We start from the raw sequence: 24,714 nt of genomic DNA, 5'->3' as shown, positions 1-24,714 counted from the left end.
AAATAATTATAATTTTCTTTTTGTGTTACCTATTTTTAAAATGATGATTTTCCATTACTCATTCATTGCCTTCTGAAAGAAAAGATCATCGTCCAGTTATCATTCCTGTAGGACTTGTTTTAAAAACTGTTTACTGCACCTCAAATGGGCTATTAACATAGAGTAATATAAAAGCTCGAAAGGGGAATAATAATGTATTTTCAGCCGTTTTATTCTTATTGTGGACACCATTCTTTTCTACCTCATCATAGAATGATTAGTTCGCAAATAGGTGGAGAATCTAGAATAACCCCTCCATCGAATGGTGGAGGAACAGTTCCTCATTTGCCGCCAATCGGAGGTGGGATTTTGCCGCCGTTTCCAGGTGGAGAACAACCGCCTCCTCCAGCAGAACCTCCAGCATTTCCAGATGCACCGCAGATTGGAGATGGGACTGACTCTGGACCGCCGATATCACCACCGCCATCTTTTACACCACAATTAAATCAGTCGCAACTAAGCACTTTTACTGTTGAATCTAGTTCTATCCGCCCTTGTATGTACCGCTTTACTTTTATTTGGTTAGAAAATGGCAAAGGATTTTGGTTCTATCCAATCTTTATTGGGCGTCATTCTATTGCAGGATATCGTTGGCGAATAAACCGTTGGATGTATTATGGAACAGATATTAACCGTATTCGATTTTTTCAGTGTATTTAAGCTAGCAAGGAAAGATCTCCTATGTTGATAATGAAACAGAGTTATTGTGAAATACAAAGTGGTGTAGTATGAATGATATTTAGTGTGAATGAAGAAAGTCCAATGTAGAAACTATAAAGGGAGCAGAGGGAAAGCAGCCATTATAAAGAAAGACAAGTGAAGCATTTAAACGAGCAACGGTCTCTGTGCTCCAAAAGAAGAGAACAGAGAAAAAAGGTAAAGGAGGAGAGCTCTCTGTGCCCCAAAAAGAAAGAGGAACAGAGAAAAAGTAAAAGAGAAGAGTTCTCTGTGACTGAAATCCAAAAGAAAAAGTGCAAAAAGGTAACAGAGACCCCTTCTCCTCGCTGTGCCACTGCTCGGTTACTGTATAGGAACTAGTATTTCACACAAATGATTTTCAATCATTTGTGAATTATATCTTTCTATAATTGGTTGTTGTCTTAATGATAGATTATGTCTTTCTATCTCAGAAATAATATTTCCCCAAAATTCACTGACTGCCTCTTTTGTATGGTCGAGCAAGAAAACAGCATATTTTCCACCGGGAAATTCACCAACTTGAGCTGGTTTTGCTACTTTAAAATTATTTTCTATCACAATACAAACATCATAACGGCATTCCTCCTTAGGTGTGATTTCTGGGTTATCTCGAGGTATGCCAAGAATAATAGAATTATCAAATAAGCCATTCGATTTTGCCCACTTTTTAAAGGATTCCATCAATTCTTTATTTTGTTTTTCTCCATACTCCCCAACATTTCGAAAATAAGCAATCCTTGATTTAGGTATTTCTTCAATAGTTATATTCATATTGTAACCTCCTTCTTAGATAAGGTAATTCGAATTAAAATGTTTTTCAAGTGAATTTTAAAAAAATTTTGACTTCATGATGGTTTTCTTCTCTCAAGAAGTAATTCACTAGATCTTTAAACAGATATCTTTGTGGAGAAGATTAATTCAAAAGAAGCAAAAAGAATAGAAATGGGATGATTTTTTGAAGTACATTTCTGTTAATTAGCAAGAAGAGTTGTTCTATATAAGGAACGAATAGGAAATATTTAATGGGAGGCTGGATAACATTAACCTACGTAACAATTTTAAAATCACTAATGATGGTTTATCAAATTTGGCCATTGCGCGGAAGCTTAGGAGAATAAGAAGTTACTTATGTAAAAGTGTTTCCTGCTTGGAAAAGGAGAAGGAATAGCTGCGATGAATATTTATTTGTTTTCATTATTAAAGGGGGAAGTTATCCCCCTATTGATTGAAGCTTCCCTTTATTATGAATGAGAATTTGTTTGTTACCGATTAAGGTAAGAATGTCTTTGTCGGCAAGTTTTGCAAGTTTACGGCTGATTGTTTCTCTTGTAAGGCCAACATAGCTGGAAATTTCTTCTCTTGTGATAGGGAGGGTAATAAGAACAGTATTTTGATGTTCAGTCCCGAATTTCTCACAGAATTCTAGAAGCATATCGGCAATTCTTACTTCTGGATCTTTCGTTGCTAACGTTCTCGCTAGATCTTCTGTATGAGATAAGCGTTTGGTAATCGTTTTTAGCAGTTTGAAAGAGATGTCAGGATTACTTAACATTATGTGATCAAAATCTTGTTTATTTAATACACATATCTTTGTATCCTCTAAAGCATGGCAGCTTAAGTTCATAACCATGTCATCATGAAAAAGGTTGCTTTCTCCAAAGAAATCACCAGTCGTTAATAAATGAACGATTTGTTCTTTCCCCTGAATAGTTAACTTAGATAGCTTGACTTTCCCACTATGAATAATATAAAGAGAGGTGGAAATATCTCCTTCCTCTATAATCATCTCGCCTTTTTTAAATAGTCTATGATGAACAATATCTGTTATTTTTTTTATTTCTGAATCTGATAAGGAGTAAAATATAGGAACTCGTTTAGGACATGGGCTAACCATTTGTTGTTTCATTATTAACACCACCAGTCAATTTGTGTATTTTTTCACAATTAAAACGATGATTATCTAATTAAATTATAACAATCTTTAATCTGTGATTTCAATCCTATTTTACTTTGTCTATATCTTCTATACTTTAGCTATTCTAATAAGGGAGAGTGTTCATATGAATGCCATTTTTACAGAAGAGACGAAAACAGGTGATATCATTATTAAGTTTCCAGCAGCAAGTAAACTATTTAAAGAATATAAGATTGATTTTTGCTGTGGGGGAAATCGACCAATAGGAGAGGCAATTAAATCTTTACATTTAGAAGATAAGGATTTAGTAAAAGTCCTCAATATTATGTATGAACAGATGCAGACAACCGAAGAGATTGACTGGATGAATATGCCATTAACTGACTTAGTGAGATATATTATTGATCATTACCATGCAAATACAAGAGATTTATTAGAAGAATTAGATGGATTTGTTAGTAAAGTCTATCGTGTGCATGGAACGCGCGATTTACATTTGAAAGATGTGTATACCCAGTTTTATTTATTAAAGGACGAATTAGAACAACATTTGCTTGGAGAAGAGCAGCGGATTTTTCCCCAAGTAATAGAATATGAGGCGAGTAGGGAAGCGAAAAGTCTTGAAAAGGCTCGTGCGGAAATCTCGATATTGGAAGAGGAACATGAAGGCGCAGGGGAAATATTGAAGAAAATTCGCCAAGCTACGAATGATTATGAACTGCCGCTGCATGCATGTAATACGTACCGATTAACCTATTTAAAACTAGAAGAATTAGAGAGCTTAACATTTGATCATATTCATCTAGAGAATAATGTATTGTTTAGAAGATTATAAACGGTAATTCTTCTTCCTATCCTATATTCACATTGACGTATTGTGATAAATAATATGGTAAAATGTGTATGACTATTGGATGGGAAGGATGGAATGATTGTATGAAAATAGGTTGGATAGGATTAGGAAATATGGGGATTCCGATGGCTTTGAATTTAATCAAGGCTGGTTATGAATTAACGTTCTATAATCGTACACCCGATAAAGGAAAAGAATTAATTGCTGTTGGTGCCAAACAGGCTGAATCGTTAACAGAACTAGTCGATAACAGTAACCTCATTTTTACAATGGTTTCAGACGATAATGCTGTGAAAAGCATCTATCTTGAAAATGGAATCTTGTCACATGCAAAAGCAGGAAAAGTATTTATTGATATGAGTACCGTTTCCCCACAAACGTCTCAATTCATTTATAATACTGCTTTAGAAAATGGAGTGAAGTTTCTTGATGCCCCAGTTTCAGGAAGTGTTCAACCGGCTAAGGAAGGAAATTTACTTGTTTTAGTTGGCGGCGAAGAAGAAGTTTACGAACAAGTGAAAGCTGTATTGGAGCCGATGAGCAAGCTTTCTATTTATCTTGGTCCATCTGGAGCCGGCAGTAATGCAAAACTTGCCATTAACTTATTATTGGGAATTACAGTACAAGGAATTGCCGAATCCGTTCTTTTTGCAGAAAAACAAGGAATAAAAAAAGAAGACATGTTAACTATTATTAATGAAAGTGCAGTCGGAACAGCAATTTCAAAAATGAAATCATCGTCTATTTTAAAGGATGAGTTTCCGGCAGCATTTGCCCTTAAGCATATGGCAAAAGATTTACGACTAGCAAGTGAAACGGCAGAATTAAATGCGATTGGAGCATCAGCCTATAAAACATATCAATCCGCTCTTGAAAATGGATTAGGAGAATTCGATGTAATGGCTGTTTTAAAAGAGTTAAAAGGAGATGGATCAACATCGCTATAAGCGATGTTGAATTCTATCTCCTTTTTCTTTTTTTATACAGATTTGCTAGTTGTGATACTTTCCAGGACGTTCATTGCCGCAATTACCTCATCTGCTCGATAGGAACCCATCAGCTGAAGCGACTCTTTTGGATTAACAGCATGTTCTGCAACCTTTTGTAGAGCTATTGCCTGATTATCTATAATATGTAAGTCTGCTAAATTGGTTGGAAAACCGAGCTGCTGATAATATGGCAGCAGTGCATCAATTTCATCGATGCGGTTTTCTAAAGCGAGCTGGACTAAAATACCATAGGCCACTTTTTGCCCATGAAGGATGGTGTGTGTTTCTTCGATAAAGCTTAATCCGTTATGAATAGCATGAGATCCAGACATTCTTCCATATCTCCCGCCGAATCCCCCTACTGTTCCTGCCAAAGTAATAACTGCTTCTACCGTCTTAGTAAAGCTCGCTGTAACCTTTCCAGCTTCACTGCTTTGAACAGCTTTTATACTATCCTTTAATAAAATATCACGGATGAAAACAGATTGGCTTAATGCAGCTTGGACAAATAAAGAGTGAGCTCTTTCATCGTTCGCATTTCGGATAATCGCTTCTGCTTCATACCATTTTGTTAAGGTATCACCAATTCCACTTTTTAAATAATCAATCGGCGCGTGAATTAAAAATGCAGGATCAACAACCGTTAAATAACTAGAGCGTCTATGATATGCTACTCTTTCAAACTCTCCATCTGGTGAATAAATGACACTTAATGGTGTGCTTGCTGCACATGTTCCAGCAACGGTTGGAATTAAAACAACTTCGATATTTAATTTATCTGCAACTGCCTTGGCAGTATCTAATATAATGCCGCCTCCTATGCCGATAATGACATCAGCTGCTCCACATGATGGGGCGATCTCCTCTATTGCCTGTTGCGAACTATAACCTGCGTGCTGAATAATTTGCCAGTGTTCAGGAATGGAAGAGACATACTGACTATAGGCTTCAAATGATTTATAACCCGTTATGATGGCAGGAGCTTGAAAAGGAGACAATAAACTGTCTAATTCCTTTAGAATTCCTTCTTTACAAATATATTGGTTCGGACCACTTCTAACGATGTCCTCTGGTTGAATATGCATTGTTTTTCCTCCTTAGAGATAGCCTCTGTAAATAAATTATATTATTCTAAAAATTATACAACTTTCGGAAAGCGAAAAGTAGGTGTTTTTTCAAAAAAATCAAACATTTGGAGTGAGAAAAAAAGAAAGAGTGATAAATTTGCTATAGTAAAAGAAAAATACCTTATGGGGGGAAGCTTATGATTATTTGGATCAACGGAACATTTGGTGCAGGGAAGACAACAACTGCTTATGAGCTTGTGAAAAGATTAGAAAAAGCATTTGTATTTGATCCAGAAAGATTTGGATATGTCTTAATGAAAAATATTCCACCCGCTTTACAAAAGGATGATTTTCAAGATTTTCCTCTTTGGAGAGAGACCAACTATTCATTATTAAAACAAATCACTCGCGATTACGATGGAATCATTATAGTACCAATGACCATTACGAATGAAGCATATTTTCATGAAATTATCTCGCGATTAAAGAATGATCAGATTATAGTTAAACATGTTACACTGATGGCGTCAAAAGCTACGATCAAAAAACGATTACGAAGCAGATTAGAAGGAGAAGATTCTTGGGCATATAAGCAAGCTGAATCTCGATTAAAGCAGCTAGAACGATCATTATTTAGGGAGCATGTGGATACAAATGGTTTAAGTATCGAGGAAGTCATCGAAAAAGTTGCGCAGGCTATTGGCTTAAATTTAAAAGAAGATAAAAGAAATCCATTTAGAAAAAGAACGGATAGATTATGGAATAAATTAAAGGAAATTAGCTTACTTAAGTAAAGAAATCAATGAATTTTGGTGATGAAATTGAAAGATATTATTTTTCGTTTATTAGACTTTATTAATAACAATAAAACAAAGGATACGAATTACTATATTGCCTTGACACTATTAAAAGATGTGCGTCATATTGCCAATATGAACATTACTGTTTTAGCAGAAGCTTGTTATACATCCCCTGCAGCGATTACAAGATTTTGTAAAAAAATAGGCTATGCTTCCTTTCAGGAATTTAAAGATATTGCCCAAATGGACAAGTTGGAAAATCCAGTGGAGGAATATATTGAAAGTGGCTTACAAGAAAATGAAGTAGGCGAGCAATTGCAAAGAGTGCTTTATCAAAAAATGGCAGGGTGGCTGCATACAATGGAAGCTAGGATAAATGTTGGTGATGTACGAAATATTTTAGAAATTATCTATGAAGCAAAGAAGGTTTCTTTCTTCGGAACACAATTATCTCAAGCGATGGCTCAAGATTTTCAATACCGATTAGTAAAGTCTGGGAAATTTGTTCATGCCTTTTCTGATATCCAAGAGCAAATGAAAGATATAGCAGAATTGGACGAACAATCTGTAGCCATTATCACAAGCCCTTCTGGCAGATTCATAGAAGGAAATACAGAGTTGATCCAACTTATTCGGAAAAGCAACGCCAAAATTATCGTTATTACCCATAATGAAAGCCTTCCTATTGTCAATAAAGCTAATCTTTTCTATAGACTTCATGGACAAACATATGATCGAACAGGCTTCTCCTCAGAACGTTTTGGACTTATGTACTTTTTTGATTTTGCAATAGCATTTTATCAAAAGTTATACCCAGCTGAAAAGAATCACAGTGAGTAATTGCACTTCTGTAAGTGGAAATTCGCATTCATACTATAATAATAGGGTAATTTCTTTGCTTTGACCTGTTATTACTAAATTGATACTATGAGTACGAGGTGACTTAATAATGAAAAATAGTTTTCAAGCAGTTGTAGTTGATAATAAAGATAGTAATTTTTCAGTGGAAACAAAGCATGTTAGCTTAGAGGATTTATCTGCTGGTGAAGTAGTCATAAAAGTTCATTATTCTGGCGTAAACTATAAAGATGGGCTTGCTGGTACTCCAGATGGAAAAATTGTTCGTTCGTATCCCCATATTCCAGGAATTGATATGGCAGGGATAGTTGTGTCTTCAGAAGACAGTCGCTTTAAAGAAGGAGACTCTGTTATTGCTACCAGCTATGAAATAGGTGTATCTCATTCTGGAGGTTATAGTGAATATGCTCGTATTCCTGCAGATTGGATTGTTCCGCTGCCAGAAGGATTAAGCTTGAAAGAAGCGATGATTATTGGAACAGCAGGCTTTACCGCAGCTCTTTCTATACAAAGATTGCAGGATAATGGTCTGAAGCCAGAGAATGGATCTGTATTGGTGACAGGTGCTACTGGTGGAGTTGGCAGCTTCGGTGTAGCGATGCTTTCCCAATTAGGGTTTAACGTTATTGCAAGCTCTGGAAAGAAAGAAGCAGAGGGCTATTTAACAAGCATTGGAGCATCCCGTGTTATCGGAAGAGAAGACGTCTATAATGGCAAAGTAAAGGCACTGGATAAGCAAGAATGGGCAGGAGCAATTGATCCAGTCGGAGGTGAATCGTTGGCTGCAATTATTAGTAAAATAATCTATGGCGGTTCGGTCGCAGTAAGTGGCTTAACAGGTGGTGGAGCAGTGCCGACAAGTGTATTTCCATTCATACTTAGAGGAGTGAATCTACTTGGAATCGACTCTGTCTATTGCCCAATGGGAATTAGACAAAAGCTATGGGAACGTATTGCAACTGATTTGAAACCAAAAAACCTTTCTTCCTTTGTTTATAAAGAGGTATCTTTGCAGCAATTACCTGAAGAGTTACCCAAAATATTAGAAGGCGGCATAACAGGCAGAATGATTGTTGCTGTTGAATAAAAAAAAGAGGCTGTTCTTATAGAATGGCCTTTTTTAATAAAAAAAGAAGGGATGAAACAAATTAGTATGCCCTATAAACCTCGGACAATTTCTCCAGAAATCCTCGTTTTACAATCCTTGAATCAACGGATGGACCTAGATTTAAATGAAAAACAGTACTTAGCTCATCTGAAAAAAGGCTAGGCAGGAGAAAAATTATTTGATTGCTTCACAGAGACTCTTTTAGGAGACAGCTAATTAATCAATGATTTACTACTGCAAATAAATAACACTACTTTTCAAATCGATTCCATTATTATTAACACTGATGAAATTCATCTTTTTGAAATAAGAATTATGGAGGAGACTATTACTATCAAAATGATCGCATCTATACAATGAATCATAAAGAAATTAGTAACCCACTAAATAAAATAAGGAGGGATGAAACGTTATTTAAACAGTTGCTTCATAAGCATGGTTGGGAGAATAAAACAACTACTTCTTCTGTTGTTTTTAGTAATCCTGAGTTTACCTTAATAACAAGCTCCCCTATCTTTACCATTTATTTTTCCAACGCAGGTCCAGCGATATTTAAAAAGAATGAGTCATCCTTCCGAAAATCTGAACAAGTTTCAGCAACAATTGGCTGAAAAATTAGCAGCGCTGCACATCGACAAATCCCCATTTTCAAAATTACCAATCTATAAATATAAAGAATTGTAGAAAGGAGTCTTTTGCAAAATATGTCATTCATTTAAAGTGGTAGAAATAGGAATGAATGTCGTTTGTGAAGAAAGCTGAAAGGAAGAAACAGTCAAAACTGCGGTATTACGCAATGTAGAAGAACTGAAATTACTTTTTCTTAATGAAAAAATAATAACCCTCCTATTATATAATTGGTGTAGAATTATTTATTCCAAAAAAGAATAAGAAGAATATTAGCCAAAACATTATAAGTTAGCAGGAGTCAACCGTTGGAGCTATTTTGAGTAGTTTTTAATCATGTTAATAATATGTAAACTGAAATAAAAGAAAAAAGAGCGCTCCTCTCTGTGCCCAAAAGCAAGAGACAAAAAGGGAACAGACCCAAGGTTTAACTAGAATATTGAATACCACATGGAATTTTCAAAAAAGTAGATAGAATTTCTATATTTATTGGAAAAGTGCAGCGAAGTTAGTTTTTAAAAAAACAGCATGCCTGTATAATACAGATATTAGCTGTTTTTTTTATTGTAATTATAGTGATGAATATAGAAGCATTAATGTAAACCTTATCTATAAAAACAAGGAAAGAAAGGAGAGAGGACAATGGGAAAAAGCCTGATACAGCAGCAAATAGTAACTAGAGATGGTAAAGGTCTTTTTCTTTCAGGTGATGAGTCTGATACTATAGCTGTCTCCCCTAACGTGGAGGAAAGCTTCATCAAGAAATACCTAATTCCAATTAGTACTTATCATATGCCGAGTGAATTAAAGAAAAGCAGTGACAAAGAAATAGAGAATTATCCGCCGCAATTTACTTTAATGCAGCCTGAAACGGGAGAATTGGTGATAGGGAAATCTAGTTTTGCGCCTGCTGAAAGCCCAAAACGAAAGAACCAGCTGTTTGTACATAATTATATTATTCCTCCAAGTAGAAAAGAGGAATGGATCCATAAACCTTCTCAAATTTTTCATATTGAACATTTTTATAGCTTGGAAGATATTGAGAACCTAGGAGAAGAACTAGAAGAAATAGAACATGTCTCATATACGAAAGAGAATATCTTTACCAAAAAGCAAGAGCTGTTTTATGTTTTACAGCTGGATGAAAAGAAGTTTAAAGAGTTATTATTTGCTTGTATTACGGCGGTTGCGGAAAAGAAAAGAGTGTATATTTCGTTTCAGGCCCCCTCTCATCAGCAGCATAAATATGCAATGTGGCTATTGGAATTATTATTTATATATATGCCCTATGAAACAAGAAGATTATTTGGTGCATCTACTTTTCATAACGAACCAGAAATGTTAGAAAATATCCATGTAATGTTTGTAGAGCAGGGATCCATTCGTCTCCGAAATAGAGCTGTGGAAAACCAATTTACTTTTGACTTAAGTCAGGATAAAAGAAATGTCTTAAGTTTTAAGGAAGAAGAACATGATTACCTTCACTTTGCTTTTGAAGCACTGGAAACTGCCACAGAGCTAGATGAATTTTTTGTTTACTGTGAACGGGCTTTAAAGGGATTGGATAAACAGAAGAAACTTGCTATTCAAACATACAATGACTTATTTCTTCTATTCTATATGGAAAAACTAGATTATTATTTTTATGATAACGATAAAGTAGCGACATTGAAAATGCTGTATACTTTTCTGCAAAAAAATCATCGAGAAAAGCTCGAGCTTGTGCATATTTTCAAACAAGTGCTTTATCGAGAAGAGCGGATGAAGGATGCTTCCATTGTTCCAGATTATCTAAGATTTGTTTTGGAAATCCAAAAGGTTGTTGAACATGTAGATGTTGTAGAATTTATAGTTAAAACAATTGCCTATTATGAAGGGGAAGATATCTGCCAATCACTATGGGAAATTCTCGAAAAATATCCAGAAACGTATCAGCAAGTTCTTTCTTATATGAGTGATATTTTTTCTTACACAGAGATTATTGAAGATTATCTAAAGCATGAATTCAGCTTTCAACATTCTTTAACCCAAGTATTAATTAATATCAAAAATCTATTGCATGTAAATTCTTCCTTTGAGCATAATGCAACATTCTTAAAAACAACCAAAAATAGACTAGTGTATGAAGTGAAAAAAAGCAGCCATCCTATGGCAATTGTCTTTGAAATAATCGTCTATTTTCAAAGATTTATTCCATTTGAATCATATAAGAGGTTGGTGCTGCCGGATGTAAAAGCACAGATTTTAGTACAATTACAGTTAGAAAAAGTAGAGCTTGCCGATGTTAAGCAGTTTGGAGAGATATTTTTACAAGACAAAGAAGAACGTAGTTTTGAGATAAAGGGTTGGGAAAAAGAGAAGTTTGAAGTATTAGAATTACTGTATACCTATTTCTACCTATCTCAGGAACAAACACAAAACGTTTTTCGTATGGCAAGTGAACCAATTAAAGCCAAAGCAACCGATTTGGCCCAAGAGATTACGAAAGACAATGGTCTTTTTAAACCATATGAACGATTTCTCCTTCTGTTTCCAGGAGGAATGGAGGGGGTCGAACATCGTCAAGTCTTTTCGTATATAGCGATATATGGTTCCGAAGATGAAATGCTTGATTATATTGAATGGTCCTTGAAAAAATTTGGGACGAGTCCAAGGTTCAACTATGCCTTAAAAGATTACTTAATTACGGATCGTAATTCTATTTGGAAGAAGAAAGAACGGAAAAGAGAATTAGCTAGTATACGATCTCAATCTTTGAAAAAACTTCTAAAGGAAGTTCGTGAACAAACGGCGAATCCAGGTGTAAAGTTTTTTCGCAAATATGGAATTCTTATAATCGTTTTAATCATTCTTGGAGTTATAGGATATTTTTATGTGAATTAAGAGAAACGGAGCGTCTTTATTTAATAAGATGCTCCGTTTTTTATAGGAGTAAGCAAGTCGGATTATGTGGAATTATCGAAAATGTTTGTTATGATAGGGGAAAAACACTTATGAAAGGAGTATGAAAATGCAATATATAAATGGGGTATGGCGTCATTCCGTTTCAGGAAAAACTTATTCTGTCTATAACCCGGCAACTGGAGAGGTCATTGAAGAAGTGGCAAGAGGAGGAAAGGAAGACGGGCATTTAGCAATTGATGCAGCTCAAAATGCGCTGCCTTTATGGGCGAAAAAAACTGCAAAAGAACGTTCTATGTATTTAAAAACAGTAGCTGATAAGCTGCGCGAACAAATAGAAGATCTCGCAGCAATTATTACAACTGAAATGGGAAAGCCAGTTGCAGAGGCTAAGGGGGAAGTGAATTTAGCAGCAGATTATTTGGAATGGTATGCGGAAGAAGGAAAACGTATCTATGGTGATACCATTCCTGCAAGTTCAGAAACAAAGCGAATCATTGTGCTAAGACAGCCAGTAGGAGTAGTCGGAGCAATTACTCCATGGAATTTTCCAATCGCCATGCTTGCTAGAAAAATTGCTCCAGCGCTTGCTGCTGGATGTACAGTTGTCTTAAAGCCAGCGGAAGCCACTCCTTTAACAGCAATAGAAGTAATGAAGATTTTTCATGAAGTAGGACTGCCAAAAGGTGTGTTAAATTTAGTTCATGGTGATGCGGCTCCAATCGGAGATGCGATGATGGAAAGACAAGAAGTAAGAAAAATCACTTTTACAGGTTCAACAAAAGTAGGGAAAGAGCTTGCAGCAAAAGCATCTGCTACCATGAAGAAGATCTCGATGGAACTTGGGGGCCATGCTCCTTTTATCATTTTTGAGGATGCAGACTTAGAAAGAGCAGCTGAAGGCGTTATTGCAAGTAAGTTTCGCAATGCAGGACAGACATGTATATGCACGAATCGGATTTATGTTCAGAAAACAATTGCAGAACGCTTTTCCGATATTTTAGTAACAAAAATGAAAAATTTGGTTGTTGGAAATGGCTTGTATCCTGAAGTAACCATTGGGCCACTTATAAACGAAGCAGCTGTTGCCAAAACGGAAGAGCATATTCAAGATGCTATCCAAAAAGGCGCTAAAGTCATCTATGGAGGAAAAAAACCAGCTGGCGAAGAATATGACAATGGCCATTTCTATGAACCAACAGTTTTATTACATGCTACTCATGAGATGAAAATTGCGACGGAAGAAACATTTGGACCAGTAGCGCCAATTTTTGAATTTGAAACAGAGAAAGAAGCCTTACATTTTGCTAATGATACTTCCTATGGATTAGCAGCATATTTTTATACAAAAGACATCTCTCGTGTATTTAGAATGTCAGAAGGCCTTGAATATGGCATAATTGGGATCAATGATCCGGTACCAACCACTGAACAAGCACCATTTGGCGGAGTAAAAGAATCAGGAGTCGGCCGCGAAGGTGGAAAGTATGGATTAGAAGATTATTTAGAGTATAAATTTCTTTCATTGGAATTAGATATCTAAACCTTTTCTAAAAAATAGAGTTAGAATTTCTGACAAAATAGAAGAAAGTCGTACAAAGATATGATATGATCCAATAAACAGAATATTCTATATTTTATATAGGTAGATTTGTTTTGCTTGTGTGCTGCGAGCTTTTGATAGGTTATAGAATGGCTTATTCGTTCTGCTATCTTTAGTGGGGGTGATAATTATATTAGTTGATCAGCTACCAAGAACTCTCGGAGAATTGAAGCAAAGTATCATGAAGGAAAACAATCTTGTCAATCAATTGATTTTTAAGGTTGGGCTAACTGAACAGCAGATTAGTTTAATCGATAATAAAATTATCATTATTGCTAAGCATAAGCGTATTCCTGTACTGGAAATTATAGAAAGTTCAAGTGATAACCTTGCGGAGATTATTGATCGTCTATTAATTGATAAATACAAGGAAATGCTTTTACGCAATTTAGAAGAAAAACTGCATTTCAAGGTGCAGCTAATATTAAAGGATTATGATTCCATGAGAGAGATTAGTGGAACAATTATTATGTTAGACAAGAAAATTGAATCCTATTTGGCTGGTTAAATGAACTCTTTGGAAGAGAGCAGGAAAACCGTCAGAATTAGACTGAGATACAACACTCAGGAAATTCTGGCGGTTTTTTTTATTAAAAGTAATATTTTATGAAATGAGGGATTTTAGGGTGTATAAACTAGAAGTTCGCCATACGAATAAGATCTTTAAAAAAGAAGGAAAAGAAGTAGTAGCATTGAGGGATGCCAATTTAAAAATCCAAGAAGGCAAGTTTATCAGCTTAATTGGACCGAGTGGTTGTGGTAAATCAACGTTATTTAATATAATCGCAGGTCTAATGAAGCCTACTACTGGGGAGGTAATCCTCGATGGTAAGAACATTGTTGGCAAGAATGGATATGTGGGCTATATGCTTCAAAAAGATTTGCTTCTACCTTGGAGAAGTATTTTGCAAAATGTCATATTAGGACTAGAAATAAAGGGTGTGAGTAAGAAAGAAGCTGTGGCAAGAGCTAAACCACTTCTTCAAAAATACGGATTAGGGGGATTTGAACAGCATTATCCAGATGAATTATCTGGTGGAATGAGACAAAGAGCAGCATTATTACGCACCTTGTTATATGACCAAGATATTATTTTACTCGATGAGCCATTTGGTGCTTTAGATGCCCAGACACGATTGTTGATGCAAACTTGGCTGTTAGATATTTGGGCTGATTTTAAGAAAACCATTTTGTTTGTAACCCATGATATTGATGAAGCTATCTATTTATCAGATGAAATTTATGTCTTATCCCCAAGACCAGGCCGATTAAAGGAAAAGGTAGACGTACCATTAGCAAGACCACGCAATCAAGAAACATTATTGCATCCGGATTTCATTGCTTTGAAAAAATACTTATTTGCACTATTAAAGGAAGAAGCAGCTTTAGAAAAATAAGATTCTAGAAAAGAGGAGGAACATAGATGAGAGACAATTCAGAGCAAATTATTTTGCCGCATAAGGTGAAAATGCAAGAGGTAGGTATATTGCCGATTATAGAGGATGAGGAATTAAAGGAAAGAAGGAAGAAGCGAATAACGCTAATTGGGCAAGTTTTAATTGGTATTCTTTTCTTTGTTTTATGGGAACTACTTACAAAGTGGAAAATAATCGATTCTTATTATTGGAGCAGCCCGACGATTATTTGGGAAACGGGTATTATTGCTTTTACAGAAGGAACTTTATGGAGCGATCTTCTATACACTTCAGGTGCTACTATAATCGGCTTTCTTTTTGGCACATTTTTTGGTGCATTGCTTGGATTGTCCTTTTGGTGGTCCTATTTTTACTCCCGAATCACAGAACCATATTTAATTGCTTTTAACGCCATTCCTAAACTTGCATTAGCTCCGGTTTTAGTTATTCTTTTTGGGATTGGCTTCAGCTCAAAAGTTGTTCTGGCATTTATGATGACTGTGATTGTAACAGCTATTGCTGCACATAGTGGGGTGAAAAGTGTGGATGCTGATTTAGAAAAAATGCTTTTCTCTCTTGGCGCAAAAAAACATCATATTTTTGCAAAAGTCGTTATTCCCTCTGCTATGCCGTGGATTGTCAGCAGTTTGAAAATTAATATTGCCTTAGCCTTAGCGGGAACAATCGTAGGGGAATTTATTAGTTCGCGACAAGGAATTGGCAGAATGATTTTGTACGCAGGACAAATTATGAATATAAATTTAGTATGGGTAGGAGTTGTTGTTTTATCCATATTATCAGTGTTGATGTATATAGGCACTGTTTGGCTGGAAAAGCGCTTGTTAAAAGGAAAAAGACTGAGAGAGTAGAGTCTTAGCCAGTTTAGATAATGCAATAGGGGGAGAGTTTACATGAAAAAAAGTCGCTATTTTAAAATTGGTGTTTATTTAGTACTTCTTTTAATTATTTTTAGCGGGTGTTCCTCCGCAAACGGCACCAGTAGTAAAAAAGAGTCTGAGAATGGAACAAAGAAGCTTGTTATTGCCGAACCAGTACATTTAATTGGCTATCTGCCTTTATATGCAGCGATTCGGGAAGGCTTTTTTGAAGAAGAGGGACTAGAGGTTGAAATAATTACAGCTACAGGCGGTGCCCATGTTACTTCTGTAGTTAGTGGGGATGCATGGGGAAATATTGGTGGTCCAGAATCGAATCAAATGGCCAACACAGGAAATGCTGATCCTATTGTTTCTGTAGTAAATGTTGTAAACCGAGCCAATGTGTACTTAATGACGGATACAGAGCAAACAATAGCCAATACTAGTAAGGAGAAACTTGCTGATTATTTAAAAGGAAAAACCATAGCAGCAGGGCGCTTTGGCGGAAGTCCCAATTTATTAACACGGTGGTTATTAATGGATGTCGGTTTAGATCCTGATAAAGATGTCAAACTAGAAGAACCAGCTGATGCAAGTGCTGTCGTTTCATTAGTTGAATCGGGTCAAGCTGATATAGCGAATGGCGCAGAACCACAGATTACCGAAGGAATAAATAAAGGAGTTTGGGCAGAACCGTTTTACAGCTTTGCCAGTCTTGGTGACTACCCATATTCGGTATTAAGCGTGAAAAAGTCAACAATAGAAGAAGAGCCAGAGACAGTAAAAAGCTTTGTCAGTGCGGTTATGAAAGGACTTAAGACGATTGATGAGGATCATGAGCTGGCGATGAAAATTTTAAAACAAGAATTCCCTTCGACTGCGGAGGAAAGCTTGCAGGCTTCGCTTGATCGGGCTTATGCAGATAGTCTTTGGAGTAAGGATGGCTTTATTTCCGAAGAGGCACTTGCAAAACCAATGGAAGTTGTCGAAAAAACTGGAGTTTATACAAATGGCTATCAATACGATAAGCTAATTGACATGCAATTTGTGGATGAGCTTTCTAAATAATATGGATCATTTTGATGGGAATGCAAAGGATACAGGAAGGTATAAATTTAACACGAAAGGATGAGGCTAATGAATCAATTAGAATGGAATCCCCAACATACTGCATTATTAATTGTTGATGTTCAAAATGATTATTGTCATAAAGAAGGAAGCTTAGCTCAGCAGGATTTAGATGTATCTATGGTAGATGAAATGATGCCAAATCTAAAAAGCATGATTGCTTCGATGAAAGACATAAATGTACCGATTATTTATATTCAAACAATTCATGAGGACAGCACAGATTCAGAAACGTGGGTTAAGCGACTAAAGGGAAAAAATCAGAAGGGGCTTTGCCGAAAGAATACATGGGGAGCAGAATTTTATCAATTGGAACCAGAGAAGAATGATGTTATCGTAATAAAACATAGATATAGTGCATTTATTAATACAAGATTGGATTCTGTTCTAAGAGCATTAAAAATTGAGACGCTGTTAATGGCTGGTGTTAGCACAAATATATGTGTGGAATCAACAGCAAGAGATGGTTTTATGCTGGATTACGATGTTATTTTCTTATCAGATTGTACGGCAGCCTTCTCGAAAGAGGCACATGATATGACCTTGCAAACCATCAACCAGTTCTTTGGTACAGTTGCCACCAGTAAAGAAGTAGTTAAATCTATTCATGCTCTGCAGTAAGATACGAATTAGTTTGATAGGAGGAAAGTGTGAGAAGCTTCTGATACTCTCATCCTCCTCTTTAGATTTCGCCGTAGTAGAGAGAATGCATATGTTCATCACCATAAAGGATGATTTAAATGACAAAAAACAAGCTAAGTTATTTAGAAGTAAGAAAAGGCGCATCAACCTCGAGTCAAAAATTCCAGTCCATACTTTTTTTGCTATCTGTTTGTACAGGGGCTTTTTTGTCCCACTTTTCTGCTGGATTTGTCAATATTGCCTTAACCGATATATCCATTGACTTTTCGGCAAAGCTTTCCGTTACCCAATGGATTGTCAATGGGTATCTATTGGCAATTATGTTGTTTTTACCTTTGATGGGGAAACTAGCAGATCAGTTTGGAAAGAAGCGTATACATAATCTTGGCTATCTTATTTTTGCAGTGGGAGCATGCGGATCCGCCCTGTCTTTCAATATTCCTATGTTAATTATTGCTAGAGTAATCCAAGGCGGTGGGGCAGCAATGCTTCAAGCAGTCAATATGGCAATTGTGACAGATGTTTATCCTGAGAAACATCGAGGCAAAGCTCTTGGGATTATCAGCACATCTGTGGGAATCGGAGCATTATTAGGTCCCTCTGTTGGTGGATTTTTTATCGAATCCTTTTCTTGGCATATCTTATTTTGGACCGTTGTTCCAATAAGTTTGGGAGCCTATTTTTTAGCACAAAGATTTGTGCCAATTGACCGCCATTTTGAAAATTCTAGCTTTGATTACAAAGGCAGCATCTATTTTGGAATCGGTATTGTTTCCTTTGTTTTTGTTCTTAACTCAATTGGTGAGGGAGCATTTAAGATCTATTTATTAGGGATTGCGTGTATGAGTGTTGCCTGCTTTCTTTTCTTTTTCTTTCATAGTAAGAAGGAGGAGCATCCGTTTATCCAGCCATCGATTTTCTCTTCACCGATTGTTAAAGCAGGTGGATTAATCTTAATGACAAGCTATTGTGCTGCATTTGCTTCAACGGTTATATTACCTTTTTATTTACGGGGAGTTGTAGGCTTTACTGCCGAGCAGTCAGGACTTTTATTAATGTGTTATCCATTGTTTCTTGCAGTACTAGGACCTATTAGTGGATCGTTAGCAGACAGATTTGGGGGAGAGAAAGTAGTCTTAGTTGGCTTAGGGCTTTTATGTATAACGATGCTTGGTCTGAGTTTCCTATCTCCTGGGACATCCTTACCTATATTAATTGCATTGCTTTGTTTATTGGGTTTTTCGATGGGGATTTTAACATCACCCAATTACAGCATTATGATGCTATATGTTCCCTTACAATTCTTAGGAATGATGAGCAGTACTATTGCCTTACTTCGAAATATTGGAATGGTAATCGGGACAGCGCTAGCTATTACTTTTATGAATATGTGGTTAGATGGAACGATTACGGATTGGATGAATGATACAAGACGTTCAGATTTTGAGGCAGTAATGTTAGGCTTTCATTATTTATTTCTGCTTTTATTCGCTCTTTTAGTATTGATTGCTATTTATTTCGTTTATTCTGTTCGAAGAAAGAAGAAGGAGGAGTGGGAGGAAGGATGAAAAATTAATATTTATAGGGAATAATTGGTGAAGTGAATGATGATTTTGGCTGAAAGTATCGAGAATTAGCCATAGTGCACTGGGAAATCAGAAAAACAGGAGGAAATCAGCCAACCGAGGCAAGAAATCAGCCAAAGTAGAAAAATATCAGCCAAGCGGGGCAGAAAATCAGCCAAAGTAAAGAAAAATCAGCCAACCGGGCTAGGAAATCAGCCAAAGTAAAGAAAAATCAGCCAACCGGGCTAGGAAATCAGCCAAAGTAGAAAAATATCAGCCAACCGCGCCAAGAAATCAGCCAAAGTAAAGAAAAATCAGCCAACCGGGGCAAGAAATCAGCCAAAGTAGAAAAATATCAGCCAACCGCGCCAGGAAATCAGCCAAAGTAGAAAAAATCAGCCAACCGCGCCAAGAAATCAGCCAAACAACAAATTATTATTCATTCTCCTTAAAAAACACCCGAAAAGTAATTGTCACGCTAACTTTTCGGGTCCTCTTACTTCACATTTAGGTTTCACTATTAAACTGAGACACAATTTCCATTAATTCTTCTGCCATGCTGGATAAGGATTCAGCAGAAGCCTTAATTTCTTCCATCGATGCTAATTGTTCTTCTGTAGAAGCGGCAACTTCTTCTGTACTATTCCCATTTTCTTTAGCAAGAAGGGTAATTTCATTTGCAGCCCCAACCACATCTTTAATCTGTGTTGTGATTGCAGCAACTGTTTGGGCAACCTCATCTATTTCTGGAGCAACCTTTTGAGTATTGGACACAATGGTGGAGAAGGATTCAACTGTATTTGTTGAAATAGTTACCCCGTTCTTCGCTCGATCCATTGTCTCATTTAACATGGTGACTGCATCAGATGTATCCTGCTGAATTCCATGTAAAGATTGGGAAATATCTTGTGCGGAAGTTTGAGACTGCTCCGCTAATTTACGAACTTCATCGGCTACAACGGCAAAGCCTTTGCCGTTTTCTCCTGCTCTAGCCGCCTCAATAGCCGCATTTAAAGCTAATAAATTTGTTTGCTCGGCAATATTACTTATTAACTCAATCATTTTTCCTATTTCTTTTGATCGATCAGCTAAAGAAGAGATAATCGAATTGGAACGTTGTACAGAATCATAAATGAATTTCATTTGTGTTAAATTATCTTCGATTTGTTTTGTGCCCTTTTCTGCATATGTAAATGCAGCTTGCGATAAGGAAGACACATGCAAAGAACGATCTTTAATCGCTTCTACTCCGGTTAAAATGGAATCTAAGGCAAGTGTATTGCCAGATATTTTAACAATTGCATGTTCATTACTAGCAGCAATTGCCTGAATGGAGGAAGCAATTGCTGCAGATGCATTGCTTGATTGTTCTGCACTTGCATTTAATTGCTCCGCAGATGCCGCTACCAGATTTGAGCTTTCTGCCATGTTAACAATCATTTTTGCTAAATTCTCTTTCATTTGTTCAAAAGCTTCATTTAGTTGATAAATTTCATCTTTTGATTTTATAGGAAATTTAGCTGTGTGTAAGTTCCCTTTTGCTACTTTTTGCATATTTGTTTTTAAATACTGAATTGGTTTCATAATAAGAGCTGATTGTAGGAACCCCATAACGACAGATATCATCGTGACTAACACACTAAAAATAATTACCAGCATCATTCTTTGTTCAGAATCTGTATGAGCTTTTTCAACTTCTGGATTCAAAATATCATGGCTCAGCCAAATATTAAAAGCTTCCGTTTGATCAGATAAGCTGTCAGACAATGTTGTAATCTCATCTAAAGCAGATCGAGAAGGATTATTACTATTCATCAATGCATTCGCCTTATGAGTAAGTTCTTTGTTTAAAGTCTGTATATCCTTTAATCGCTTTACTGTTTCTGCCTCAGTAGAGATTTCTATCCCACTGTTAACAAGCGTATCAATATTGGTGCTTGCGCCATTTACTCTATTTTTATAGGCATCGGTTTTATAAACAAAATAACCCCTTAAGTTTGAAATTTCTCTAGCTGTATTTGTCTGTATTTGTTCAGAAATAGAGCGTAATTCTGTGACGGTTTCAATTACATAATCATAAGTTTCTACTGTTTCTTTTGTACTTTTATAAGAATAATAGGACAGAAGCATAAATAAAATAGAAACAATCAGAAAACTTGCTAATAATTTATACTTAATGGAAATTTTCATACTGTTCGCCTTCCTTTTTAAATGTTAATAATTCTTATTTAGCAAAATTAAAAGATACCTTGAATATTATCGACGGAAACTTTCTTATTTTTAGTAAAAATAAGAAAGTCAGAATTGGAAGAAAAGAAGTAATTATTTGAATGGATGTTTTTAAGGATTCAATAAATAATCGTAGGAATGATTTAGGAAGAAGAGGGGTATACAGTAATATCAACTGACAGAGAGGTGTGTATCCATGGGTAATCCAGATATTACAATGTATTATTTCGAACAGAATAGATATATACCCAATCATCCGTATCTACCGGCTCTTCATTATAAAAGGGCAATGCAGAATAAGGAAGACGAAATGGAAAAGGTCTTTCAGCAAAATAATTGGAAAAATACCTGGTCAGGAGGAGTATTTTCCTATCATCATTATCACAGCAACACCCATGAAGTTCTGGGTGTAAAAACAGGCTCCGCTTTATTACAAATAGGTGGAGAAGGTGGATCCAAGCTTATTGTAAAGAGTGGTGATGTCTTATTGCTTCCTGCGGGAACTGGTCATAAGAAATTATCTGCCTCTCCAGAATTTGAAGTGATCGGTGCATACCCAAATGGAGAAGATTATAATATAAAAATAGATGTAGAGAAAGACTTAGACGGTGTACAGGAAGAGATCGAAAGTGCATTTTTTCCAGCTGCGGATCCAGTCTATGGAGAAGACGGTCCACTGTCAAAGATGTGGAGACAAAAATGATTTAGGTGGAAATTGATCTGTGAACCTTATTGACATAGGAATTAAGACCTGATTGGTGAGGAGGGTTCCACAAGAAGGTGTTTGAAAAAATCTTTACTTATATACATATTTTAGGTAATGTTAAGATATATGGTTAATTAATTTAAAGGTGGGAGAACAGCGACAATGGCTTATAAAGAGATCGTAGAAAAGTGGACAAGTTTTGCAGGACTAGAAGCGAACTTAAAAGCGCAACTAACAGAATTACAAACATCTGATAAGTTGCTGGAGGACAGTTTTTACAAACATTTAGAATTTGGTACAGGCGGTATGCGTGGAGAACTAGGACCTGGTATTAATCGCATGAATATTTATACTGTTCGTAAAGCAGCAGAAGGATTAGGGAAGTACATAGTAGAGCAAGGAGAAGAAGCGATGAAGCGCGGGGTAGCTGTAGCGTATGATTCTCGTCATCAATCTCCAGAATTTGCCCTAGAAGTTGCGAAAGTAGTAGGTAAGCTTGGAGTTAAATCCTATGTGTTTGAAGAGCTTCGTCCTACACCAGCATTATCTTTTGCTGTACGCTATTTAAATACATTTGCTGGAGTAGTGATTACCGCTAGTCACAACCCTCCTGAGTATAATGGCTTTAAAGCATACGGAGAAGACGGTGGACAACTTCCTCCTGAGGCTGCGGATATCATTATTAAATATGTAAATGAAGTAGAAGATGAGCTTACAATAGAAGTGTTAGATGAAAAAGAGTTATTAGAAAAAGGATTATTAACATATATTGGTGCAGAAGTAGATGCTGCCTATGTAGAACAACTAAAAACAATCCAATTAAATCGTTTGCCAGAAGCAAAAGATTTAAAAATTGTTTATACTCCATTACATGGTACTGGAAACAAGCCAGTCCGTGCTGGTTTAGAAGCGTTTGGATTTGAAAATGTAACAGTTGTGAAGGAACAAGAATTACCTGATGCTAACTTTTCTACCGTAAAATCACCAAATCCAGAAGAGCATGCTGCTTTTGAAATTGCGATTCGTTACGGCAAAGAAATCAATGCCGACGTTCTCCTTGCTACAGATCCAGATGCAGATAGACTAGGGGTTGCAGTGAAGGATGCAAGTGGTGAATACACAGTTCTTACAGGAAATCAATTAGGTGCGTTAATGCTTGAATACTTATTGTCTGAGAAAAGGGCAAAGGGAACACTTCCAGAAAACGGTGTTGTCATTAAAACAATCGTTACCTCTGAAATTGGCCGTGTGATTGCAGAATCTTATGGCATTCCAACTATTGATACTTTGACAGGATTTAAGTTTATCGGAGAGAAAATTAAAGAGTTTGAACACACACATGAGCATACGTTCCTTTTCGGTTATGAAGAGAGCTATGGCTATTTAATCGGTGATTTCGTGCGCGATAAAGATGCTGTTCAATCTGCCATTTTTGCTGCAGAGGTTGCTGCTTATTATAAAGCAAAAGGTTTAACGCTATATGAAGGTTTACTAGAAATCTTTAAAAAGTATGGCTTCTATCAAGAAGGTTTAGAATCATTAACATTAAAAGGAAAAGATGGAGCAGAGCAAATTGCATATATTATGGATACTTTCCGTAAAGCTCCAATCAAAGAAGTTAAGGGCTTAAATGTTGTAGCAGTGGAAGACTATTTAACAAGTAAACGTTCAGAAGGTCTAACAGAAACATTGATTGATCTACCAAAGTCTAATGTAATTAAATATTATTTAGAAGATGGTTCATGGTTCTGTCTGCGTCCATCTGGAACAGAGCCAAAGGCGAAATTCTACTTTAGTGTAAATAGTTCTTCTTTAGAAGACAGCACAAGTAAGCTAGAAGCACTGAAGCTAGGCGTAATGGAGCAAGTGAATGCAGTAATCGACGGATATAATAAATAATCTACCAAAACTCCTTCAAGATTGTTTGGGAAAAGCGAAGTGATATTCCTTTTCTAGACATTCCTGAAGGAGTTTTTTTATTAATAAAATAAAAAAGGCAAAACTTAAAATTTGAACGCTATTTCTGCTCCGAAGTTTAAAAATCGCTTAGGCGAAATCTTCGTTTTCTTTATAGATATACGCTCAAAACTTGAATTTTCGACATTTTGCCTTTGCTCTAATTTATAGTATGATTTTACTAATTTAAGAGAGAAGGGAGGGAGAAGATGATCAATCAAGTTACTTTAGTAGGAAGGCTAACGAAAGATCCAGAACTGCGAGTAACGCAAGAAGGAACTTCCATTGTTCATGTGACTGTTGCAATAAATAGAAACTACAAGAATCAAGCTGGTGATTACGATGCTGATTTTGTGCAATGTACCTTTTGGAATAAGGTAGCGGAAAATACAGCCCAGTATTGTCATAAAGGCTCTCTGGTTGGAGTCGTTGGCCGAATACAAACAAGAAACTATGAAAATCAGGATCGGAAAAAGGTCTATGTAACAGAAGTTATTGCCGAATCCGTACGTTTCTTGGATCCTAGAAAACTAGAACAAACCATTCCTTAAAGGAGGAAAACAAGGTGAATAATGTACCAGATTTAATGGTTACATTAATTAAAATGCAGGCCAAGACTAATGAAAAATTAGAACAATGTAATGTAAGAATAAAACAGCTAGAACATATTATTCAGATGGAAACTATCTCTCGTACTTCCCCAACATCTTAAGGCTTTCACTCTATACACTACTCA

At 36.1% G+C, this 24,714-nt stretch carries 23 protein-coding genes; 19 read left to right on the top strand and 4 right to left on the bottom strand.

The annotated features are described in order from the left end of the window. Window positions 1–192: 192 nt before the first annotated feature. On the top strand, window positions 193–699 hold the full coding sequence (locus tag NSQ92_RS18205; RefSeq protein ID WP_341153041.1) for a hypothetical protein: 507 nt from the start codon (window positions 193–195) through the stop codon (window positions 697–699). Between the two features lie 360 nt (window positions 700–1,059). Here NSQ92_RS18205 and NSQ92_RS18200 read toward each other — a convergent pair whose 3' ends face one another. Both NSQ92_RS18200 and NSQ92_RS18195 read right to left on the bottom strand, forming a co-directional pair. Then, window positions 1,060–1,509, bottom strand: a complete 450-nt coding sequence (locus NSQ92_RS18200; protein WP_061798035.1) for an AraC family transcriptional regulator — start codon at window positions 1,507–1,509, stop codon at window positions 1,060–1,062. 439 nt (window positions 1,510–1,948) lie between these two features. Further along, the gene (locus tag NSQ92_RS18195; RefSeq protein WP_341153040.1) at window positions 1,949–2,644 is read right to left on the bottom strand and encodes a Crp/Fnr family transcriptional regulator; all 696 of its coding nucleotides are present in this window, start codon (window positions 2,642–2,644) and stop codon (window positions 1,949–1,951) included. A gap of 154 nt (window positions 2,645–2,798) precedes the next feature. On the opposite strand from NSQ92_RS18195, the gene ric reads away from it, so the two are divergent. Both ric and NSQ92_RS18185 read left to right on the top strand, forming a co-directional pair. After that, window positions 2,799–3,488, top strand: coding sequence for an iron-sulfur cluster repair di-iron protein (gene ric / locus NSQ92_RS18190; protein WP_341153039.1), 690 nt, complete (start codon window positions 2,799–2,801; stop codon window positions 3,486–3,488). A 68-nt stretch (window positions 3,489–3,556) separates the two neighbouring features. Then, window positions 3,557–4,453, top strand: a complete 897-nt coding sequence (locus NSQ92_RS18185; RefSeq protein WP_341153038.1) for an NAD(P)-dependent oxidoreductase — start codon at window positions 3,557–3,559, stop codon at window positions 4,451–4,453. A 32-nt stretch (window positions 4,454–4,485) separates the two neighbouring features. On the opposite strand, the gene NSQ92_RS18180 is transcribed toward NSQ92_RS18185, so the two are convergent. Further along, on the bottom strand, window positions 4,486–5,574 hold the full coding sequence (locus NSQ92_RS18180; RefSeq protein WP_341153296.1) for an iron-containing alcohol dehydrogenase family protein: 1,089 nt from the start codon (window positions 5,572–5,574) through the stop codon (window positions 4,486–4,488). Between the two features lie 185 nt (window positions 5,575–5,759). On the opposite strand from NSQ92_RS18180, the gene NSQ92_RS18175 reads away from it, so the two are divergent. The 12 genes from NSQ92_RS18175 (at window position 5,760) to NSQ92_RS18120 (ending at window position 19,090) form a co-directional block, all read left to right on the top strand. Continuing rightward, window positions 5,760–6,356: an AAA family ATPase gene (locus NSQ92_RS18175; RefSeq protein WP_341153037.1), complete on the top strand. Its 597-nt coding sequence runs from the start codon at window positions 5,760–5,762 to the stop codon at window positions 6,354–6,356. Window positions 6,357–6,383: 27 nt separating this feature from the next. After that, window positions 6,384–7,202, top strand: a complete 819-nt coding sequence (locus NSQ92_RS18170) for a MurR/RpiR family transcriptional regulator (RefSeq protein WP_172864983.1) — start codon at window positions 6,384–6,386, stop codon at window positions 7,200–7,202. Between the two features lie 109 nt (window positions 7,203–7,311). Next, the gene (locus NSQ92_RS18165) at window positions 7,312–8,307 is read left to right on the top strand and encodes an acrylyl-CoA reductase family protein (RefSeq protein ID WP_061798006.1); all 996 of its coding nucleotides are present in this window, start codon (window positions 7,312–7,314) and stop codon (window positions 8,305–8,307) included. A gap of 377 nt (window positions 8,308–8,684) precedes the next feature. Next, window positions 8,685–8,939, top strand: coding sequence for a hypothetical protein (locus tag NSQ92_RS18160; RefSeq protein WP_341153036.1), 255 nt, complete (start codon window positions 8,685–8,687; stop codon window positions 8,937–8,939). A gap of 658 nt (window positions 8,940–9,597) precedes the next feature. Continuing rightward, a complete protein-coding gene (locus tag NSQ92_RS18155) occupies window positions 9,598–11,838 on the top strand; it encodes a GAP1-N2 domain-containing protein (protein WP_341153035.1) in 2,241 nt (746 codons plus the stop codon). A 127-nt stretch (window positions 11,839–11,965) separates the two neighbouring features. Continuing rightward, window positions 11,966–13,399, top strand: coding sequence for an NAD-dependent succinate-semialdehyde dehydrogenase (locus NSQ92_RS18150; RefSeq protein ID WP_095258438.1), 1,434 nt, complete (start codon window positions 11,966–11,968; stop codon window positions 13,397–13,399). A gap of 241 nt (window positions 13,400–13,640) precedes the next feature. Beyond that, the gene (locus NSQ92_RS18145; protein WP_047943648.1) at window positions 13,641–13,967 is read left to right on the top strand and encodes a Na-translocating system protein MpsC family protein; all 327 of its coding nucleotides are present in this window, start codon (window positions 13,641–13,643) and stop codon (window positions 13,965–13,967) included. A 118-nt stretch (window positions 13,968–14,085) separates the two neighbouring features. After that, complete coding sequence (locus NSQ92_RS18140; protein WP_412973379.1) at window positions 14,086–14,856, top strand: ABC transporter ATP-binding protein; 771 nt, start codon at window positions 14,086–14,088, stop codon at window positions 14,854–14,856. A 71-nt stretch (window positions 14,857–14,927) separates the two neighbouring features. Beyond that, window positions 14,928–15,743, top strand: coding sequence for an ABC transporter permease (locus NSQ92_RS18135; RefSeq protein WP_047943683.1), 816 nt, complete (start codon window positions 14,928–14,930; stop codon window positions 15,741–15,743). Between the two features lie 42 nt (window positions 15,744–15,785). Next, window positions 15,786–16,820: an ABC transporter substrate-binding protein gene (locus NSQ92_RS18130; protein WP_095258441.1), complete on the top strand. Its 1,035-nt coding sequence runs from the start codon at window positions 15,786–15,788 to the stop codon at window positions 16,818–16,820. A gap of 69 nt (window positions 16,821–16,889) precedes the next feature. Further along, window positions 16,890–17,501 carry a cysteine hydrolase family protein gene (locus NSQ92_RS18125; RefSeq protein WP_053215751.1) on the top strand — a complete coding sequence of 204 codons (612 nt, stop codon included), beginning with the start codon at window positions 16,890–16,892 and terminating at the stop codon, window positions 17,499–17,501. Between the two features lie 119 nt (window positions 17,502–17,620). Beyond that, window positions 17,621–19,090, top strand: coding sequence for an MFS transporter (locus NSQ92_RS18120; protein ID WP_047943652.1), 1,470 nt, complete (start codon window positions 17,621–17,623; stop codon window positions 19,088–19,090). A 504-nt stretch (window positions 19,091–19,594) separates the two neighbouring features. Here the strand turns inward: NSQ92_RS18120 and NSQ92_RS18115 are convergent. Further along, a complete protein-coding gene (locus NSQ92_RS18115) occupies window positions 19,595–21,277 on the bottom strand; it encodes a methyl-accepting chemotaxis protein (protein ID WP_341153034.1) in 1,683 nt (560 codons plus the stop codon). 235 nt (window positions 21,278–21,512) lie between these two features. Here NSQ92_RS18115 and NSQ92_RS18110 point away from each other — a divergent pair, with 235 nt between their 5' ends. From NSQ92_RS18110 to NSQ92_RS18095, 4 genes are all read left to right on the top strand, one after another. Then, window positions 21,513–22,019 (top strand): cupin domain-containing protein, encoded by a 507-nt coding sequence (locus NSQ92_RS18110; RefSeq protein WP_341153033.1) that lies wholly within the window; start codon window positions 21,513–21,515, stop codon window positions 22,017–22,019. A gap of 165 nt (window positions 22,020–22,184) precedes the next feature. Beyond that, window positions 22,185–23,921 (top strand): phospho-sugar mutase, encoded by a 1,737-nt coding sequence (locus tag NSQ92_RS18105; protein ID WP_144544688.1) that lies wholly within the window; start codon window positions 22,185–22,187, stop codon window positions 23,919–23,921. A gap of 266 nt (window positions 23,922–24,187) precedes the next feature. Next, window positions 24,188–24,529: a single-stranded DNA-binding protein gene (locus tag NSQ92_RS18100; protein WP_047943656.1), complete on the top strand. Its 342-nt coding sequence runs from the start codon at window positions 24,188–24,190 to the stop codon at window positions 24,527–24,529. Window positions 24,530–24,543: 14 nt separating this feature from the next. Beyond that, window positions 24,544–24,690, top strand: a complete 147-nt coding sequence (locus tag NSQ92_RS18095; protein WP_163186436.1) for a hypothetical protein — start codon at window positions 24,544–24,546, stop codon at window positions 24,688–24,690. The last annotated feature ends 24 nt before the right edge of the window (window positions 24,691–24,714 follow it).

Origin of the sequence: Niallia sp. FSL M8-0099 (assembly GCF_038006945.1) — a bacterium.
In the GTDB taxonomy this organism is placed as follows: Bacteria; Bacillota; Bacilli; order Bacillales; family Cytobacillaceae; genus Niallia; species Niallia circulans.
This window is presented reverse-complemented; position numbering and strand designations above follow the sequence as displayed.

Bases quoted from the DNA above. Each gene is read 5' to 3' on its own strand.
- NSQ92_RS18205 (WP_341153041.1), top strand. From the start codon at position 193: ATGTATTTTCAGCCGTTTTATTCTTATTGTGGACACCATTCTTTTCTA.
- NSQ92_RS18200 (WP_061798035.1), bottom strand. From the start codon at position 1,509: ATGAATATAACTATTGAAGAAATACCTAAATCAAGGATTGCTTATTTT.
- NSQ92_RS18195 (WP_341153040.1), bottom strand. From the start codon at position 2,644: ATGAAACAACAAATGGTTAGCCCATGTCCTAAACGAGTTCCTATATTT.
- ric (WP_341153039.1), top strand. From the start codon at position 2,799: ATGAATGCCATTTTTACAGAAGAGACGAAAACAGGTGATATCATTATT.
- NSQ92_RS18185 (WP_341153038.1), top strand. From the start codon at position 3,557: ATGACTATTGGATGGGAAGGATGGAATGATTGTATGAAAATAGGTTGG.
- NSQ92_RS18175 (WP_341153037.1), top strand. From the start codon at position 5,760: ATGATTATTTGGATCAACGGAACATTTGGTGCAGGGAAGACAACAACT.
- NSQ92_RS18165 (WP_061798006.1), top strand. From the start codon at position 7,312: ATGAAAAATAGTTTTCAAGCAGTTGTAGTTGATAATAAAGATAGTAAT.
- NSQ92_RS18160 (WP_341153036.1), top strand. From the start codon at position 8,685: ATGAATCATAAAGAAATTAGTAACCCACTAAATAAAATAAGGAGGGAT.
- NSQ92_RS18155 (WP_341153035.1), top strand. From the start codon at position 9,598: ATGGGAAAAAGCCTGATACAGCAGCAAATAGTAACTAGAGATGGTAAA.
- NSQ92_RS18150 (WP_095258438.1), top strand. From the start codon at position 11,966: ATGCAATATATAAATGGGGTATGGCGTCATTCCGTTTCAGGAAAAACT.
- NSQ92_RS18145 (WP_047943648.1), top strand. From the start codon at position 13,641: ATGAAGGAAAACAATCTTGTCAATCAATTGATTTTTAAGGTTGGGCTA.
- NSQ92_RS18135 (WP_047943683.1), top strand. From the start codon at position 14,928: ATGCAAGAGGTAGGTATATTGCCGATTATAGAGGATGAGGAATTAAAG.
- NSQ92_RS18130 (WP_095258441.1), top strand. From the start codon at position 15,786: ATGAAAAAAAGTCGCTATTTTAAAATTGGTGTTTATTTAGTACTTCTT.
- NSQ92_RS18125 (WP_053215751.1), top strand. From the start codon at position 16,890: ATGAATCAATTAGAATGGAATCCCCAACATACTGCATTATTAATTGTT.
- NSQ92_RS18120 (WP_047943652.1), top strand. From the start codon at position 17,621: ATGACAAAAAACAAGCTAAGTTATTTAGAAGTAAGAAAAGGCGCATCA.
- NSQ92_RS18115 (WP_341153034.1), bottom strand. From the start codon at position 21,277: ATGAAAATTTCCATTAAGTATAAATTATTAGCAAGTTTTCTGATTGTT.
- NSQ92_RS18110 (WP_341153033.1), top strand. From the start codon at position 21,513: ATGGGTAATCCAGATATTACAATGTATTATTTCGAACAGAATAGATAT.
- NSQ92_RS18105 (WP_144544688.1), top strand. From the start codon at position 22,185: ATGGCTTATAAAGAGATCGTAGAAAAGTGGACAAGTTTTGCAGGACTA.
- NSQ92_RS18100 (WP_047943656.1), top strand. From the start codon at position 24,188: ATGATCAATCAAGTTACTTTAGTAGGAAGGCTAACGAAAGATCCAGAA.